General features: G+C 61.4%; 14 protein-coding genes. 4 read left to right on the top strand and 10 right to left on the bottom strand.

Annotation, left to right across the window (positions count from 1 at the left end):
* Positions 1-30 precede the first annotated feature (30 nt).
* Together AC3ISR_RS26265 and AC3ISR_RS26260 are read right to left on the bottom strand one after the other, a co-directional pair.
* The gene (locus AC3ISR_RS26265) at positions 31-459 is read right to left on the bottom strand and encodes a hypothetical protein (protein ID WP_192299912.1); all 429 of its coding nucleotides are present in this window, start codon (positions 457-459) and stop codon (positions 31-33) included.
* Positions 460-691: 232 nt separating this feature from the next.
* Entirely contained in the window at positions 692-1,357 is a 666-nt protein-coding gene (locus AC3ISR_RS26260) for a polysaccharide lyase family 7 protein (RefSeq protein WP_192299911.1), read from the bottom strand.
* Between the two features lie 312 nt (positions 1,358-1,669).
* Between AC3ISR_RS26260 and AC3ISR_RS26255 the strand changes: the two genes are divergently transcribed.
* From AC3ISR_RS26255 to AC3ISR_RS26245, 3 genes are read left to right on the top strand one after another with little or no spacing between them, the layout of a single operon-like run.
* On the top strand, positions 1,670-3,772 hold the full coding sequence (locus tag AC3ISR_RS26255; protein WP_463983618.1) for a putative bifunctional diguanylate cyclase/phosphodiesterase: 2,103 nt from the start codon (positions 1,670-1,672) through the stop codon (positions 3,770-3,772).
* Positions 3,773-3,814: 42 nt separating this feature from the next.
* Entirely contained in the window at positions 3,815-4,315 is a 501-nt protein-coding gene (locus AC3ISR_RS26250) for a M48 metallopeptidase family protein (protein WP_017735682.1), read from the top strand.
* 19 nt (positions 4,316-4,334) lie between these two features.
* Entirely contained in the window at positions 4,335-4,631 is a 297-nt protein-coding gene (locus tag AC3ISR_RS26245; RefSeq protein WP_192299909.1) for a winged helix-turn-helix domain-containing protein, read from the top strand.
* 102 nt (positions 4,632-4,733) lie between these two features.
* Here AC3ISR_RS26245 and AC3ISR_RS26240 read toward each other — a convergent pair whose 3' ends face one another.
* On the bottom strand, positions 4,734-5,186 hold the full coding sequence (locus AC3ISR_RS26240) for a GNAT family N-acetyltransferase (protein WP_226454528.1): 453 nt from the start codon (positions 5,184-5,186) through the stop codon (positions 4,734-4,736).
* 177 nt (positions 5,187-5,363) lie between these two features.
* Between AC3ISR_RS26240 and AC3ISR_RS26235 the strand changes: the two genes are divergently transcribed.
* Positions 5,364-6,101 (top strand): substrate-binding periplasmic protein, encoded by a 738-nt coding sequence (locus tag AC3ISR_RS26235; protein ID WP_226454527.1) that lies wholly within the window; start codon positions 5,364-5,366, stop codon positions 6,099-6,101.
* 102 nt (positions 6,102-6,203) lie between these two features.
* Here the strand turns inward: AC3ISR_RS26235 and yccS are convergent, their stop codons facing one another.
* From yccS to AC3ISR_RS26200, 7 genes are all read right to left on the bottom strand, one after another.
* Positions 6,204-8,387, bottom strand: coding sequence for a YccS family putative transporter (gene yccS, locus AC3ISR_RS26230; RefSeq protein ID WP_192299906.1), 2,184 nt, complete (start codon positions 8,385-8,387; stop codon positions 6,204-6,206).
* Between the two features lie 171 nt (positions 8,388-8,558).
* Complete coding sequence (locus AC3ISR_RS26225; RefSeq protein WP_192299905.1) at positions 8,559-9,737, bottom strand: BaiN/RdsA family NAD(P)/FAD-dependent oxidoreductase; 1,179 nt, start codon at positions 9,735-9,737, stop codon at positions 8,559-8,561.
* Positions 9,738-9,899: 162 nt separating this feature from the next.
* Positions 9,900-11,237, bottom strand: coding sequence for an ATP-dependent RNA helicase DbpA (dbpA, locus tag AC3ISR_RS26220; protein WP_230412671.1), 1,338 nt, complete (start codon positions 11,235-11,237; stop codon positions 9,900-9,902).
* Positions 11,238-11,530: 293 nt separating this feature from the next.
* The gene (gene mdtD, locus AC3ISR_RS26215; RefSeq protein ID WP_463983617.1) at positions 11,531-12,937 is read right to left on the bottom strand and encodes a multidrug transporter subunit MdtD; all 1,407 of its coding nucleotides are present in this window, start codon (positions 12,935-12,937) and stop codon (positions 11,531-11,533) included.
* Positions 12,938-12,974: 37 nt separating this feature from the next.
* A complete protein-coding gene (locus tag AC3ISR_RS26210; protein ID WP_463983616.1) occupies positions 12,975-13,823 on the bottom strand; it encodes an alpha/beta fold hydrolase in 849 nt (282 codons plus the stop codon).
* Positions 13,824-14,113: 290 nt separating this feature from the next.
* Complete coding sequence (locus AC3ISR_RS26205) at positions 14,114-15,430, bottom strand: TldD/PmbA family protein (protein ID WP_463984140.1); 1,317 nt, start codon at positions 15,428-15,430, stop codon at positions 14,114-14,116.
* Complete coding sequence (locus AC3ISR_RS26200) at positions 15,430-16,872, bottom strand: TldD/PmbA family protein (RefSeq protein WP_463984141.1); 1,443 nt, start codon at positions 16,870-16,872, stop codon at positions 15,430-15,432. The genes AC3ISR_RS26205 and AC3ISR_RS26200 overlap by 1 nt, the downstream gene beginning before the upstream one ends.
* Between the last annotated feature and the right edge of the window lie 145 nt (positions 16,873-17,017).

Below are 17,017 nucleotides of genomic sequence, written 5' to 3'. Positions count from 1 at the left end.
AGCGATGCGGGCTTTTTTGTGCCTGCTGGTTCAAATAACGGTAAACCGTAGATTCTGCGAGATAACGGTGTAAGTTCCGGATGCATTGGTCTGTTCGAAATAAATGTCGTAGGTGCCAGGTGAATTGAATTTGAATGGTGCCTCCGCCTCGTAGTGCTCTTGCTTGTTGGTAATGAATGCCTGCAAGCGGGCAGCGGTCAGCAGCGTGGTGATAACAGTCACCCTCGGGAAACCGGCAGAGGGAACCGGGTACAAATAATAGGTCACCGTGTCATTGATCCGGGTGTCTACGTCGAGCAGGTGATAGAGGACGAGGTACCTGATGTTGATACTGACTACCGGCAAAGTCTGAGGGCCGGTTGAAAACCCCCCCGGTGGCACCGCGTTATATATCTTGGGTTGGTTGCCCGATGAAAATCCGGAGACAGGAGCTTGAGCAATAGAAATTAAGCTGGGCATCAACTACTCCGGGGTAACGTGGCTATCGGCAGGACAATCTCGGCTCAGTCACTCAACTGCCTCCGACGTTGTGATCTGAGTGCGGTGCCGTGTGCCAAGTCTAAAGGGAGTTGATGTGCCCTCCACCTGTGAAACTTGACAGTGTTTTATAGGTGTTGGCTATATCGACGGTTTTTTCCATTCCCCAGTGTGCTGAAGAATGAAAAAAACCGTGCTGACAGGGTGTCGGTGCTCAGTCGTGATCAATATCCAACTTTGCAAAGGTCACCTTCGCGCCTTCCTTGCTATCTCCACTGTTGTCCTGCACATACGCCCCCGCCTTGAAATACAACGGCTTCGCCCCCCACGCCGCACCAATGCGTTCGTTCCACTCGCCATCCGCGGCATACACGCTGAGCAACCCTGCCTTATTCAGATTGATCACATAGGTGAAGCTCTTCTGCAGCGGCACATTCGAAGCGACGATCACTACCCGCCCTTCATCCTCATCCGGGCGCATGCGCACTTTGGCGACGATGTTGCCGGTCTGGGTCTTCTCCTTGAATTGATACTCCAGCTTGATCAGCGGTTTCTGGCTGTCGTAGGCGTGAATCTGCCCGATCACGATCTTGCCCGAGGATGGCACTTGATTGACCGCCAGGGTTGCGCGCAGGAAGTTGTCCGCATCCGGGTAGGTCCAGTTGCGCAAACGCCCATCGGCGTAGGTTTCGCGCAGTTCGCTGCGTGGGTAGATGGCGTTTTCGGTGCGGGTGCCGGTCACGGGGGTCCAGAACTGCACGTTGCTGCCTTCGGCCTGGAAGTATTGATCGTTAAAGCCGCTCATCAGCTTTGGCGTATCGATGGTCGCAGGCGGGGAGCCGACAGGGATGCTCAGGTTCCAGGTAGAGAGGTCGATCATGGCGTAGGCCTTTTTACAGAGGGGTGAAAGCTTTGGCCCGGAGGCCAGACAAGTTCTTTATAGGCGGTGCTTGTCCGGTTGTTAAACACTGGTTGGCAACTTATTGGCGTCAGCGAAATGTCAAAAAGCCATGTTTCCCATGAACCGCGGGCTGTAGCGGTTGACCGTTAGTCGGCTGACTGAACTTTGCGTCTATCATGGCATCCACGTCACTTCTGATTTTCAGGAACCGGGTCTAGAGTGAAGCCTCAGGGTTTGTCCGGGTTTTCTCTCAAAAATGACCGGAATTGCACCTTAAGGAAGAGAAGCAGCATGGATTGCGCTCCACACAACGGCGATGGCAGTTCGGTTCTTTTGGTGGTCGACGACTACCCGGAAAACCTCATCAGCATGCGTGCGCTTTTGCAGCGTGAAGATTGGCGGGTGATGACCGCCGCGTCCGGCATGGAAGCGCTGGAATTACTGCTGGCCCACGAAGTCGACCTGGTCCTGCTGGATGTGCGCATGCCCGGCATGGACGGTTTTGAAGTGGCGCGGCTGATGCGTGGCAGCCAGCGCACGCGCATGACCCCGATTATTTTTCTCACCGCCAATGCGCAGTCGCCCGCCGCCGTGCAGGAAGGTTATGCCAGCGGGGCGATCGACTACCTGTTCAAGCCGTTTGACCCGCATATCCTCAAGCCCAAGGTCCAGGCATTGCTGGAACACCAGCGCAACCGCCGGGCCTTGCAGCGCCTGAGTCATGACCTGGAGTCCGCCCGCGCCTTTAATGCCTCGGTGTTGGACAACGCCGCCGAGGGCATTCTGGTGGTGGGCGAGGGCAGTGTGATCCAGTACGCCAACCCGGCGATTTCGCGGTTGTTGAACGCCACGATGCTCGAGTTGCAGGGCGAGAGCTTCCTGAGCTTCCTGCAAAAGCCCCACGTGCCCGCCTGGCTGAGCTTCCCCATGTATGAGGCGTACTGCAAAGGTGAGACGTGGCGCCTGCACGACGCCATTTTGCGCACCAGTCGCGGCCAGCAGGTGGCGGTGGCCTTGTCCAGCGCGCCATTGCCCGCCGAGCAGAAGGCCATGGTGGTGACGGTGCTGGACATGTCCGAAGTGCGCCACCTGCATCAGCAGCTGGAGTTTCAGGCGGTGACCGACCCGTTGACCGGCCTGCTGAACCGGCGCGGCTTCTACCAGGCGGTGGAAAGCACGTTGCTGCGCAGCGAACGCAACGAGAACGCACTGGTGCTGCTGTACCTGGACCTCGATGGTTTCAAGCGGGTCAACGACTCCCTCGGCCATGATGCGGGGGATCGTGTGTTGCGTTGGGTCTCGGAACAGATGCAGGCATGCCTGCGCTCCTACGACATCCTGGGGCGCATGGGGGGCGACGAATTCACCGCGCTGCTGGAGCTGGAATTCCCCGAGCAAGCGGCGAAGATTGCAGAAAAACTCATCGAGCGCGTGTCGATCTGCCAGCAGGTTGACGGCCTGGATGTGATGCTTGGCGTGAGCATCGGCATCGCGACGTTCCCCGACTGCGGCGCGGACTTGAGTGGCCTGTTGCGTGCAGCCGACATCGCCATGTACGAAGCCAAGCGCGCCGGGCGTCAGCAGTATCGCTATTACGATCAAGACATGAACGGCCGCGCCCGCTCACGCCTGATGCTGGAAGACAGCGTGCGCACGGCCATTGAGAACAGAGATTTCACACTGGTGTACCAACCCCAGGTGTCGCTGCTGGACGGGCGTTTACGTGGCGTCGAGGCGTTGTTGCGCTGGCAGCACCCCAGTGTCGGTGATGTGCCGCCAGGGCTGTTTTTGCCGCTGCTGGAAGAGGCGCGGTTGATCAGCCAGTTGAGCGCCTGGATCTACCAGCAAGTCGCCGCCCAGCGCCAGGCCTGGCAAACGTTTGACCCGGAGTTGGTGCTGAGCGTCAGCCTGAGCGGCAACCAGTTCAATATGCCCAACCTCGCCGCCCAGTTGCAGCAGGTGGTAGAGCGCCATGGGTTGCAGGGGCGCCAGCTGGAAGTGGAGATCAGCGAAGACTGCCTGACCAGCAACCTGGAAGAGTCGGCCAAGCAACTCAAGCTGCTGCGCCAGATTGGGGTGCGCATCGCGCTGGATGACTTTGGTTGCGGCCATTGTTCCCTGGCCCATCTGCGTGACCTTGAGTTCGACACCCTCAAGCTCGACCCGCAACTGGTCGCCCGTTTGCCGGGATCGACCCGGGATGCGGCGATGGCGCGCAGCATCATCGAACTGTGCGGACACTTTGATGTGCTGGTGGTTGCCGAAGGGGTGGCCACCCAGGCGCAGGCGGATTGGCTCAAGGCCAGTGGTTGCGCGTTTGCCCAGGGCCCGCTGATTGCGCAACCGCTGATGGCCGACGAAGTCGCCAGCTGGCCGCACCCTCGGCAGGTCTGAATTCGTTACACTGGCGGCCATTCGAACCCTGTTGCAGACCCCATGACCGCGCTGAAATACCTCCAGGCCTATCCCGCTGCGCTCCAGGAGCAAGTGCGCCAACTGATCGCCAAGGACCAGTTGGGCGCCTACCTTGAGCAGCGCTACCCTGAACGTCACGCCGTGCAGAGCGACAAGGCCCTGTACGCCTACGCCCTGGCCTTGAAGCAGGAGCACCTGCGCAACGCGCCGGCCATCGACAAAGTGCTGTTCGACAACCGCCTGGACCTGACCCACCGCGCCCTCGGCCTGCATACGACGATTTCACGGGTGCAGGGCGGCAATCTCAAATCCAAGAAAGAAATCCGCATCGCGGCGCTGTTCAAGGACGCGGCGCCGGAGTTCCTGCGCATGATCGTCGTTCACGAACTGGCGCACTTCAAGGAATCGGACCACAACAAGGCATTCTACAAACTCTGCGACTACATGATGCCGGGCTACCATCAGGTGGAATTCGACCTGCGGGTGTACCTCACGTATCGCGACCTGCAAGGCAAGCCCTGACCGCATAAGGCGACCGACCATGGATGTGAGCAAGACCAAGAGCAGCTTCTACCGCCGCCTGTACGTGGCGTACCTGATCGACAGCGGGCTGGCGAGCAATGTGCCGGCATTGACCGACGTCACCGGCATGCCCCGGCGCACGGCGCAGGACACGATTGCGGCGTTGGCCGACTTGGACATCGTGTGTGAGTTCGAGCAGGAAGACGGGGCGCGCAATCATGCGGGGCAGTATCGGATCCGCAGTTGGGGGGCGATTGATCGGGGGTGGATTGCGGGGAATCTGGCTTCGGTGAAGCAGGTGTTGGGGTATCCCTGAAGTTTTGTGGTGAAGGGGCTGGCGTTATCGCAGGCAAGCTCCCACATTTTGACTGTATTCACAAATCAGAATGTGGGAGCTGGCTTGCTTGCGATGCGGCCCTCAGACCCGCCGCATCCCAATATGCGGAATGTCATCCTCCAGATATTCCTCCCCCGCCACCACAAACCCATACCGCCCGTAATACCCCTGCAAATGGGCCTGGGCCGACAGAAAGATCGGCGTCTCGGGCCAGATGTCGGCAATCCGCTTGAGCGTCTCTTCCATCATCTGGTGGCCCAAGCCGGTGCCCCGCGCCACCGGCGCCACGATCACCCGGCCGATGACCACATCGCCGCCCTGGGACTCCGGGTCCAGCAGGCGCAGGTAGGCCACCAACTGGTCATCCTGCCAGGCCATCAGGTGGTGGGTGTCGCCTTCCAGATCCTGCCCGTCGATGTCTTGGTAGACGCACTTTTGCTCGACGACGAACACCTCGCCACGCAGGCGCAGGATCGCGTACAGCTGCTCCTTGCCCAGGTCGGTGTGATGTTTGCAGACCCAATCGACTGTCATGGCGAAATCTCTTATCAGTAGGTGTTCTGGATAGTAAGCGCGACGAGCGATTGTGTCTAAATCAGCTATTTTTTGTGAGTGAAATCAATTTGCCATCATTGGGTGCATTCGCCGCCCGTTTCTTTGTGTAATCTTGAGCTACTGTTAGAACCTCTGGGCCCGCCAAGGATGTTGAGCATGCCGCGATTGTTTCGTGCCGTTGCTTTGATTGGAGTGTTGTTGCTGGCCCAGCCGGCGTTCGCACAGCGTTTACGCTTGGTGGCGGATGCCTGGCCTCCCTTTACCGATGCCACCTTGATCAATGGCGGCTTGGCCACCGACATCGTCAGCACAGCCTTGGCCCGTGCCGGCTACGCCAGTGATTTCGAGCAGGTGCCCTGGGCCCGTGCGCTGATGGGCGTGGGTGACGGGCGCTACGACGTGCTGGTCAATGCCTGGTACGACGATGCCCGTACCCGGCTGGGCCAGTTTTCCGGCGAGTACCTGCTCAACCGCGTGCGTTTCATCAAGCGACGCGACGACCCTATCGAGTTCAACAACCTTGAGCAATTGCACGCGTACCCCATCGCGGTGGTGCGCGGCTATGCCTACTCCGCAGCGTTCGACGGCGATGCGCAGTTGCAGAAAGTCCCGGTGCACAGCTTCGCCATGGCCGTGCGCATGCTGGCGGCGCAACGGGTGCGGCTGACGGTGGAGGATGAATATGTGGCGCGCTATTACCTCGCACGGGAGTCGCCCAAGGTGCGCAATGCGGTGGAGTTTCTACCCACACCGTTGAGTGAAAACAGCCTGCATATCCTGGTGAGCCTGAAGAACCCCGAACATGCGCAGATCGTTGCCAGTTTTGATCGGGAAATTGCCCGGATGAAGGATGATGGCAGTTATGCGCGGTTGATGAAGGCGCATGGGATGTAGTGCCTGGAAGGGCCTCATCCGCAAGCCCGCTCCCACAGGGGAATGCATTCCTACAGATAAATGCATTTCAAATGTGGGAGCGGGCTTGCCCGCGATAGCGATCTAAGCCTCGCCGGTTTCTTTGATCAGATGCGCCGCCAGAGTCCGCAACGGCCCCAGCTGCCGACAAATCAACGCCAACTGCGTCTGCACCAATCGCTGCCCCTCATCAATCTCATCCGGCATCTGCTCCAACTCCGCCGCCAACGCTTCCTCGGCATCACTCTGAATCGCAATCGGCTGCTTGTTCGCCAGCCCCGTGGCGATCTCATCGATGCTCGCCGCCAATGTCTTGCCGGCGCCGTCGATCAGATGCTCGCGCACCTCGGCCGGCAACTGCGTTTCGCGGTGCGCCCCCAGCCCCGACAAGTAGCTGAGCAAGGTGTGTGACAGCACCAGGAAGCGAAAGCCCACATCGGCTTCCTTGCGGAAGTGCCCCGGCTCCATCAGCATGTTCGCCAGGGTGGTGGACAGCGCCGCATCGGCGTTGTGCGCGTTGCGCCGGGCCAGGCGATAGGCGAGGTCGTCGCTCTTGCCGGCGGCGTACTGCTGCATGATCTGGCGCAGGTAGATGCTGTTGCAGGTCAGGGTGTTGGCCAGCACCTTGTTCAGGCGTCGACCTTGCCAGTCCGGCAGGAACAGGAACACCGCCAGGCCGGCGATCAGGCTGCCAAGCAAGGTATCGAACAGGCGCGGCAGGAACAGCCCGTAGCCGTCGCCCACCTGGTTGAAGCAGAACAGCACCATCAGGGTGATCGCCGCCGTGGCCAGGGTGTAGCGGGTGGTGCGGTTGATAAAGAACACCAGGCCGGCGGCGATGGCGAACATCGACTGCACCAGCGGGCTGGGGAACAGATCAAACAGCGCCCAGGCCACGGTCAGGCCGATGGCGGTGCCGATGATCCGCTGGCCGAGCTTGCGCCGCGTGGCGCCGTAGTTCGGCTGGCACACGAACAGTGTAGTGAGGATGATCCAGTAGCCTTGCGAGGCGTGGATCGCATGCAGCATGCCGTAGCCGACGGTCAGCGCCAGGGACAGGCGCAGCGCATGGCGGAACAGCAACGAGGTCGGCGTCATCTGCGTGCGCAGGCGCGTCCACATTTCCTTGAGGTTGCGCGGGGCACGGTCGAGCAGGTTGCTGTCGGTGGCGTCGGCCAGGCTATCGGGGTTGCTCGCGTCGCCGAGCAGGCGGTCCAGTGTGGACAGGTTGGCCGCCAGTGCACGCAACGAACGCAGCAGGCCGCGCCAGGCCGGGTTGCTCTGGATGCGCAGGTGTTCCAGGGATGCGTTCAGGTCACCCAGGGCTTCGGCGAAGCTGGCGTCATAGATGAATGGCTGGCGCAGTTGGATCGACTCGGCCAAGGCCTGGCAGGCCTTGCCTTGCTGGCGCAGCAGGCGCTGGCAGCGGAACAGCACGTCACTGTGGAAAAAGGCTTCGGCCAGGGCGTTGTAGGGGTAGTGCGACGAGCTGGCGCGTTCGTGGATGTCCTGGGCGAGGAAGTACAGCTTGAGGTAGCGACTGACCTTCGAACCCGGTCGGCCATTGCCCACGCGGTGCAGGATGATTTCCTTCGCGGCATTCAGTGCGGCGACCACCCGGCCGTTTTGCTGGGCCAGTTCCAGGCGGCGCGCTTCCACATCCAGCTGGCGGATCGGTTCGAAAAGCGACGATTTGAGCTTGAGGTAGCGCCCCAGTTCGCGGAACAACCGCGCCAGGCTCTGTTGCACCGGCTGGTTGGAAAACAGCGCCTGCCACAGCACCGACAACGCGCCGTACCAGGCCGCACCGGCCACCAGCAGCAGTGGTTCATGCCAGAAGTCCGAGACCGCGCCACCGCGCTGGTCCACGCCGATCATGGTGTACACCGACAGGATCAGCGTCGCCGAGGCAATCGCCCCGTAGCGTTCGCCCAAGGCGCCGAGCATGGTCAGGCAGAAGGTGGCCAGGGCCAGGGAAATCGCGAAAATCCACGGGTAGGGGAACAGCAACTCCACGGATAGCGCGGCAATGCTGAAACACACCAGTGTCACGGCCAGGGCGTTGAGGCGGCCTTGCCAGCTGTCGTCGGTCTCGGCCAGGGCACTGGCGATAATCCCCAGGAACAGCGGGATCAGCAGGGTCATCTCATCCTGATACCAGCACAGCGCCATACTGCCGGTGAGGGCGATGAACACCCGGATGCTGTAGCTGAATTTATCCAGCGCCCACAGGCGGCGCAGGGACTGCTTGAACGAGGTCGATGACATGAAGGCTGGAGTCTTCCGGGGCGATGCCGTTAAGTTGGCGCATCAGTGACGCCACGGCAAGGGTCGTGATCACATCTACTCGCAATTATTTCAGCAACACCCCATAACCCTGTGGGAGCAGGCAAGCCAGCTCCCACAGGGGATTGCATTTCAAAGGTTGAAACCGTGGTGTCAGGCGTATTGTGCGGCGGCGTAGCCCGAAGCCCACGCCCACTGGAAGTTGAACCCGCCCAAGTGACCGGTCACATCCAGCACTTCACCGATAAAGTACAGCCCAGGGCTTTTCAGGGATTCCATGGTCTTGGACGACACCTCCCGCGTATCCACCCCGCCCAGCGTTACCTCCGCCGTGCGATAGCCCTCGGTGCCCGCCGGCACTAGCTGCCAACTGCCGAGTTTTTGCGCAATATCGGCAATCTCCGCATGGGTGTACTGCTTCATCGGCTTGGACACAAACCAGGTTTCCGCCAGCAGGTTGGCCATCTTCTTGGTGAAGATCTCGCCCAGCAGGGTTTTCAGCTCGCTGTTCGCACGCTCGGCCTGTTGCTGTTGCAGCCAGGTGTGGGCGTCGTGGTCGGGCAGCAGGTTGATCTCCACGGTGTCGCCGGGTTCCCAATACGAGGAAATCTGCAAGATCGCCGGGCCGCTCAGGCCGCGGTGGGTAAACAGGATGTTCTCGCGAAAGCTCTGGTCGTTGCAGCTGACCAGGCAATCCACCGAGGTGCCGGATAACTCGCCGCACAAGTCCTTGAGCTGGTCGGTGATGGTGAATGGCACCAGCCCGGCGCGGGTCGGCAGCAGTTCGTGGCCGAATTGCCTGGCCACCTGATAGCCAAAGCCGGTGGCGCCCAAGGTTGGAATCGACAGGCCGCCGGTGGCGATCACCAGGGACTCGCAGCGCAGTTCGCCGAGGGTGGTCTGCAATTGGTAGCCGCTGTCGACTTTGGCGATCTCCTGGATGGAGGTGTCCAGGTGCAGGCTGACGCCGGTCTGGATGCATTCGTCGAGCAGCATGCCGAGGATGTCGCTGGACTTGTTATCGCAGAACAGCTGGCCGAGTTTCTTCTCGTGGTACGGCACGCCGTGCTTGGCCACCAGCCCGATGAAATCCCACTGGGTGTAGCGCGCCAGGGCGGATTTGCAGAAGTGCGCATTGTGCGAGAGGAAGTTGGCCGGCTCGGTGTACAGGTTGGTGAAATTGCAGCGGCCACCGCCGGACATCAGGATCTTCTTGCCGGCCTTGTTGGCATGGTCGATCAGCATCACCTTGCGCCCGCGCCCGGCGGCGGTCAGTGCGCACATCAAGCCTGCGGCGCCGGCGCCAATGATCACTACTTCGGTCGAGCGCACAGCCACGTCCTCATAAAAATTCTGAATTGGAATACAGTCAAAAGTGTGGGAGCGGGCTTGCTCGCGAATGGGGAGTGTCAGTCGTTACATGTCTGACTGATACACCGCATTCGCGAGCAAGCCCGCTCCCACATTTGGATCTCCATTGGGTGGGAGATCGTGTTACAGGATCCGCACGCGCAACGAACGGCCCTTGATCTTGCCGTCATTCAAACGCTGCAACGCCTGCTTGGCGATGCCGCGTTCCACGGCCACAAAGGCCTGGAAGTCGAAAATCGCGATCTTGCCGACCTGGGCCCCCGGAATCCCGGCTTCACCCGTCAGTGCACCGAGGATGTCACCCGGACGCACTTTGTCTTTACGGCCAGCGGCGATGCACAGGGTGCTCATGACCGGCAGCAACGGCCCACCACTTTGCGGCTTGAGGTTGTCCAGTTGGTCCCAGTTCAGCGGCGACTTCTGCAACTGCTCGATAGCCTGGGCGCGGTGCGCTTCGGACGGCGCCACCAGGCTGATCGCAATCCCGGTCTCACCGGCACGGCCGGTACGGCCGACGCGGTGGATGTGGATTTCCGAGTCACGGGCCAGTTCGACGTTGATCACCATGTCCAGCGAGTCGATGTCCAGGCCACGGGCGGCGACGTCGGTCGCTACCAGCACCGAGGTGCTGCGGTTGGCGAACATCGCCAGTACCTGGTCGCGGTCGCGCTGTTCCAGGTCGCCATGCAGGCCAACGGCGGAGATGCCCTTGGACGTCAGGTGGTCGACGGTTTCCTGCACTTGCTGCTTGGTAAAGCAGAACGCCACGCACGAAGCCGGGCGGAAGTGCGCCAGGACTTTGGTCACCGCGTCCATGCGTTCTTCTGGGGAGATCTCGAAGAAACGCTGTTCGATCTGATCGTCGGAGTGGAACGCTTCGGCCTTCACTTGCTGCGGCGCGCGCATGAACTTGGAGGCCAACTGCTTGATGCTTACCGGGTAGGTGGCCGAGAACAGCAGGGTCTGGCGGCGTGCCGGGGTCTTGCTGATGATGTCTTCGATGGCATCGTAGAAGCCCATGTCGAGCATGCGGTCGGCTTCGTCGAGGATCAGCGTATTCAAGCCATCCAGCACCAGCGAACCCTTGCGCAGGTGCTGCTGGATCCGGCCCGGAGTGCCGACGATAACGTGGGCGCCGTGTTCCAGGGAGGCGATCTGCGGACCGAGGGACACGCCACCGCACAGGGTCAGGACCTTGATGTTGTCTTCAGCACGGGCCAGGCGACGGATTTCCTTGGCGACCTGGTCGGCCAGCTCACGGGTCGGGCACATCACCAGCGCCTGGCAGCCGAAGTAACGCGGGTTGATCGGGTTCAACAGGCCGATGCCGAAGGCGGCAGTCTTGCCGCTGCCGGTCTTGGCCTGTGCGATCAGGTCCAGCCCCTTGAGGATCACCGGCAAGCTTTGCGCCTGGATCTGCGTCATCTCGACATAACCCAGCGAGTCGAGGTTAGCCAGCATGGCGGCGGACAGCGGCAAAGTATTAAAAGCGGTGGCGATGGTAGTCACGGGACTGGCTCTGCAAAACAAAATGTCGCGCAGTGTAGCAGGCCCCCTCGGGTTTATTTGTATGTTCTCGACGAGGAGTAGGGGGCCAGCGGCAAGTTATGAGCTGCAAGCTGCAAGTTAGCGCTTTTTCTTGCAGCTTCAAACTTGCGGCTTGCCGCTGTTTGTATGTTCTCGACGAGGAGTAGGGGGGGGCCAGCGGCAAGTTATGAGCTTCAAGCTGCAAGTTAGCGCTTTTTCTTGCAGCTTCAAACTTGCGGCTTGCCGCTGCCTTTAGGCGACAATTGCAGGAAGATCGCCGCCGCCAGCATCGCCATGATGCCTACGGTGAGGAAAGTCAGCTGGAACGCGCCGAGCACGCTTTCCACGCCATCGTTGCCGGTTTCTGCGGTGAACCCGCCGAGCAATGCACCGGCGCAGGCCACGCCAAGGCTGAGGGACAATTGCGCCACGACCGACAGCAAACTGTTGCCGCTGCTGGCCTGGGCGTCGTCGAGGTCGATCAGGGTGACGGTGTTCATCGCGGTGAATTGCAGCGAGTTGATTGCCCCCAGCAGCGCCAGCATGCCCAGCAACAAAGGGTAGGGCGTGTGTTCCGTGACCAGCCCCATGCTCGCCAGCATGATGCCCAGCGCCAGGGTGTTGCCGGTCAGCACGATGCGGTAGCCCAGTCGCTCGATCAACGGCCGCGCGATGGACTTGGCAAACATCGCCGCCGCCGCCAGCGGCAACATGCTCATCCCGGCTTCCGACGGCGAATAGCCCAGCGCCACCTGCAACAGCAGCGGCACCAGGAACGGCAGCGCGCCGCTGCCCAGGCGCGCAAACAAGTTGCCGAGGATGCCCACCGCAAAGGTGCGCGTCTTGAACAGCACCGGCGAGAACAACGGGTTATCGATATGCCCGGCGCGCAGCCAGTACGCCGCCAGGCACGCCAGCCCGCTGAACAGCAGCAACATCACCCGCAGGTGCGGCAGGTGCAGTTCGCCCAGGCCTTCCATGGCGATGGTGATCAGCACCATTGCCGCGCCAAACAGCAAGAAACCCAGGCTATCAAAGCGTGTGCGCTCGCTGCCGCGCAGGTCGGGGATGAATTTCCACACGGCGTAGCAACCGATCATGCCCACCGGCAGGTTGATCAAAAAGATCCAGTGCCACGTCAGGTATTGCACCATCCAGCCGCCCATGGTCGGGCCGAGCAGCGGGCCAAGCAGGCCGGGGATGGTGATAAAGCCCATGATCCGCACCAGTTCGGAACGCGGGTAGGCGCGCAGTACCACCAGTCGCCCGACCGGCAGCATCAACGCACCGCCCAAGCCCTGGATGACCCGCGCGCCCACCAGCATGGTCAGGCTGCTGGACAGCGCGCACAGCAGCGAACCGATGCTGAACAGCATGATCGCGCCAAAGAAGATTTTCTTGGTGCCGAAGCGGTCGGCGATCCAGCCCGAGGCCGGGATCAGCAAGGCGACGGTGAGCATGTAGGCGATCACCACGCCTTGCATGCGCAGTGGGTTTTCCGCCAGGTCCCGGGCCATGGCCGGCAGTGCCGTGTTCAGAATCGTCCCGTCCAGCGACTGCATGAAGAAGGCAATCGCCACCACCCAGGGGAGCCAGCGGGCGGTCTTGGCATCGAGCGGGACGCGATTCGGCATAGAAAACCCTTTTTGTTAGCAGGCTATGTGTCGGCGATTATGCGCCATCCGTCGTGCGTTTTCCCACCAGGAAATCCAGCAGTTCACGGTGCACCGCCGCGGCGGCCTCACTGGATTCGAGGTCGAGCAAGTGCCCGGTATGTTCGGCCACGGCAAAGCTGCTGCGCCCCACATACTGCATGAATACCTGCGCCTCGGCGGCCGGCGTGTATTCATCCAGCGCGCCGTTGATGAAGTGCACCGGCGTGTCAATCTTCTTGAGCTCTGGCAGGTAATTGCCATCGCCCAGCGCCAGCACCTGATGAATATGAAAGCGCGCCTGGCGGTATTCGGTGGTGGCCATGGTCGACAGGTGCCGATGGTTATTGCGCTTGAGCCGGGGCGACAGGTATTTGCCCACCGTCTCGTTGAGCAAATGGCCGACGGCGGACTTGTCATCCGCCTCGATCAGCACGCGCACGCGCTCCACGTAATCGAGCATCGCCCTGTTGAGGTCTGGGGCCAGGGCCATCACCACCGAGCTTTTGATCGATGGCGGGTTGTGCGCCAGGGTCAGCAGCGTGGAGATGCCACCCCACGAAGCCGACACCAGATGGTTGACCTCGAAGCGCTCCACCAGGGCGCGCAGCATCTGGACTTCATCGTCCTTGGTCACCAGATCCAGGTCGGTGTTGTGCTCGCGCGAGTAGCCCGAGAAGGGCAGGTCGAACAACAACACATTGAAATGCTCGGCCAGGCACTTGCTGGTGCGGGCGAACGAGCGGGTGGTGGACAGCGCGCCATTGACCATCAATACGGTGTCTTTCTGCGGGTCGTTGCCCAGTTGCTCAACGTGAACGTTGTAGTGCTTGAACAGCTTGTTGATGACGAAACTTCCGTGGTCCATGTCAACGCTCACTTCCTGTGGGTGGCGGTATGCCACTAACCGTTATAGCGAGGTTTTTTGCAGGGGACAACAGAGCACGGGGGAACAAGTGCGAGATGGGATTTTGCGGTAGGAAGGTGCGAAGCGAGGTATCAGAAACCTGCACAGTGCAATGTGAGAGTGGGTTGGTGTGGGAGCGGGCTTGCTCGCGAAAGCAGTGTGTCAGTCACTGAATGAGTTGACTGACCCACCGTATTCGCGAGCAAGCCCGCTCCCACACAAGCCCGCACCCCACAGGGGGGGTGTTGTGTTTAGAGGGTCAAGGTCAGGCGTTTGACCAAGGCGCCCGGGAGCAGGTTGGACGAGGTATTGCGTTGCCCATAAGTACTGGCCGACAGCAGCAACTCCCGCTCCGCCGTCAGCGCTTCCAACTGCGAACCGAGCAAGCTGTACACACTGTCATCAAAGCGCATGGTGCTCACCGGCGCCTTGATCTCGCCGTCCTCTACCCAGAACGTCGCAAAGCGCGTCATGCCGGTCAGGCGCGCCGCCGGCAGGTCGGAGTAGTTCAAGTACCACAGGTTGCTGATGTACAAACCGGTGCCCAACCTCTTGAGGATGTCGGCCTGGGCCAGGTTGCCCGCCGCCATCTGCAAGGCGCTCGGCGCTTCGTCACGGCTTGCGCCGTTGGTGCTCAGGCCGTACTCGGCGGCGCTGCGCGAGTTGATCAGCTCGCCTGCGGCCTGGCCCGCGTTGATCAGCGTGACATCGCCCCGCGGATAGCCTTCGCTGGAAAACGCTTCGCTCAGGGAGCCGCTGATGCGCTCATCCACCGTTACCAGCGGGCTCAGGGATTGTTCCCCGGCATACAGTTTTTGCAGCGAACTGCTTTTGCTGGCAATGGCCTGGGCGGAAAAACCGCTCCAAGTGATGATGCTGATGATTTCTTCCATGGCCGCCGGAGCGAGGTAGGCGCGGTACTGCCCCGGTGCCAGCTTGTGCAGTGGGCGGCCAAGGAACTCGAGTTGCTCGCGGGCCTGTTGCAAGCGTGCGGCAAACGCTTTGCTGTCCCAGGTGTGCCCGGCGTAGCTGGCTTTCACCGCTTCGCCATTGGCGTGAAACAGGCTGAAGTCGAAGTTGAAGCTATTGGCCTGGTGCCAGCCGAACGCCCCCGAAGAGCTGGCAAAACCACGGCTGATCGGGCCGGCGGCGTAGAAGCCAACCAGGTCCACGCCGTCGGCGGCGCGGCTGATGTCGTCCAGCACCTGGGCCAGCGCTGGCAATGGCTGTGCCTGTTCGTTGCGGCTTTGCCAGGCGTTGTGGTTCAGCAGCAGGTACGGGTCTGGCGGCAGCAGCGGCAGGGTTTCGCGCAACTGTTGCAAGCCATCGGCGAGGCGCTGGCGGTCCAGTTGGGGTGCACCGGCGAGGGTGATGTTCAGGTCGGCGTGGCGGTCAGCGTTGATCAGCTTGAGCGTGACGCTGGCCTGCTGCACCTGCCCGGCCTGGCGCACCTTGGCGTGGTTGAAACGTACGAACTCGGACGCTTCGGCGGCGTAGCCCAAATGAAACTGTTCGTTGTCGGTGATGGCCTGCTTGAGCCATTGCACCAGTGCCTTGAAGTCGTTCATCAGGCATCTCCCCCAAATACATCGACATCACTGAACACACAGGCCGGCGACGCATGGCCGACGCGGATCACCTGGTTGGGTTCGCCTTTGCCGCAGTTCGGCGTACCCAACACCTTGAAGGTGCTGGCATCGCCGACGGCGCTGAGATTGCGCCAGAACTGCGCGGAAATTGCCCGGTAGTTGGGGTTTTTCACCACGCCCTTGAGCTCGCCGTTTTCGATCAGTTGGCCCCATTCGCAGCCGAACTGGAATTTGTTGCGCGCATCGTCGATGGACCATGAACGGTTGGTCGACATCAGGATGCCGTTTTCGATGCCGCCAATCATCTGCGACAGGCTCTTGTCACCCGCCTCGATATTCAGGTTGGCCATGCGGTCGATGGGCGCGCGGTTCCAGCTGCTGGCGCGGCTGTTGGCCACGCCTTGCATGCCCGCACGGAATTGCGACAACGCACCGCCCAGCGGCTTGAGCAACAACCCTTCGCGGATCAGGAATTGCTTGCTGGCGGCGGTGCCGTCGTCGTCATGGCCGTAGCTGGCGAGTTGCTCGGGGATCTGCGGGTCGAAGGTCACGTTGAGCAGCGGTGAGCCGTATTGCAGATGGCCGAAGTCGCTGGCCTTCACAAAACTGGTGCCGGCGTAATTGCGCTCGTCGCCAAGGATGCGGTCCAGTTCCAGTGGGTGGCCGATGGATTCGTGGATTTGCAAAATCATCTGGTCGGGCATCAACAGCAGGTCGCGCAGGCCATTGGGCGTATTTGGCGCGAGCAGCAGTTGCAGGGCTTCATCGGCAACGCGCGGCGCGGCGCCGACCAGGCCGAAGCGGCTGATCACGCCAAAGCCGCCTTGCTGGCCGAAGTTGCTGCCGCCCAGGGTGCGGGTCTGGCTGTCGTGGCCGTCGTAGGCGGTGACGTTGACGCCGGGGAACACGAAGCGTTGGGCCTGGCGCAGTTCGGCACCGGCAGTGTTGAGGTAGATCTGCTCGACGTGGGTCAGGCCCAGGCTGACTTCCCAGTTCACCAGGCGCTCGTCTTTGGGCACCGCAGCGGATTCATCGCCGAGCAGTTGGTAGCAGTCGCTCAAGGACGGGAAGGCTTGCTCGAGATCGGGCGACAGGTAGTCGGCCACGTCGCTGGACACCGGCTGGTCGCGCAGGTCGAGCAGGGCGTGGGCAGCGATCTGCCGGGCTTGCTGTTCGGCGCGCTCAAGGGCGGCTTGCAGGCCGGCGAGGGAAATGTCGTGGGTCGCGGCGTAGGCTTCCACACCGTTGACGCGCACGGTGAGCATGGCGCCCTCGTCGTGGTTCAGGTGCGGCGGTTCGGCGACGTTCTTGCGCACGGCCAGGTAGTGGCCGGATTCGCACACGTAGCGCAGGGAGAAGAATTCGGCGCAGGAGCGCAGGGCACTGAAGTGCTGTTTGAGGAGGGAGTGTTTATCGAACATGGGGCCTTCCTTGTGGGCGGCTCGTCGCGGGCAGGCGGACAGAGTAGGCCTGGGCTGGGAGCTGATCAAGGAAAGTGTAGGCGGGTGGTTTTGTGGTGTCTGGTCGGGCCTCATCGCGGGCAAGCCCGGCTCCCACAGGTGATCG

The sequence above is a fragment of the Pseudomonas sp. GL_117 genome (assembly GCF_057835125.1).
Note: the sequence above shows the minus strand (reverse complement) of the source record. Positions and strands in the feature narration are given on the sequence as shown.

Coding starts and splice junctions, on each gene's coding strand:
- AC3ISR_RS26210 (WP_463983616.1), bottom strand. CDS start 13,823: ATGGACCACGGAAGTTTCGTCATCAACAAGCTGTTCAAGCACTACAAC.
- AC3ISR_RS26260 (WP_192299911.1), bottom strand. CDS start 1,357: ATGATCGACCTCTCTACCTGGAACCTGAGCATCCCTGTCGGCTCCCCG.
- AC3ISR_RS26245 (WP_192299909.1), top strand. CDS start 4,335: ATGGATGTGAGCAAGACCAAGAGCAGCTTCTACCGCCGCCTGTACGTG.
- AC3ISR_RS26255 (WP_463983618.1), top strand. CDS start 1,670: ATGGATTGCGCTCCACACAACGGCGATGGCAGTTCGGTTCTTTTGGTG.
- AC3ISR_RS26265 (WP_192299912.1), bottom strand. CDS start 459: ATGCCCAGCTTAATTTCTATTGCTCAAGCTCCTGTCTCCGGATTTTCA.
- mdtD (WP_463983617.1), bottom strand. CDS start 12,937: ATGCCGAATCGCGTCCCGCTCGATGCCAAGACCGCCCGCTGGCTCCCC.
- dbpA (WP_230412671.1), bottom strand. CDS start 11,237: ATGCTGGCTAACCTCGACTCGCTGGGTTATGTCGAGATGACGCAGATC.
- AC3ISR_RS26205 (WP_463984140.1), bottom strand. CDS start 15,430: ATGAACGACTTCAAGGCACTGGTGCAATGGCTCAAGCAGGCCATCACC.
- AC3ISR_RS26250 (WP_017735682.1), top strand. CDS start 3,815: ATGACCGCGCTGAAATACCTCCAGGCCTATCCCGCTGCGCTCCAGGAG.
- AC3ISR_RS26200 (WP_463984141.1), bottom strand. CDS start 16,872: ATGTTCGATAAACACTCCCTCCTCAAACAGCACTTCAGTGCCCTGCGC.
- yccS (WP_192299906.1), bottom strand. CDS start 8,387: ATGTCATCGACCTCGTTCAAGCAGTCCCTGCGCCGCCTGTGGGCGCTG.
- AC3ISR_RS26240 (WP_226454528.1), bottom strand. CDS start 5,186: ATGACAGTCGATTGGGTCTGCAAACATCACACCGACCTGGGCAAGGAG.
- AC3ISR_RS26235 (WP_226454527.1), top strand. CDS start 5,364: ATGCCGCGATTGTTTCGTGCCGTTGCTTTGATTGGAGTGTTGTTGCTG.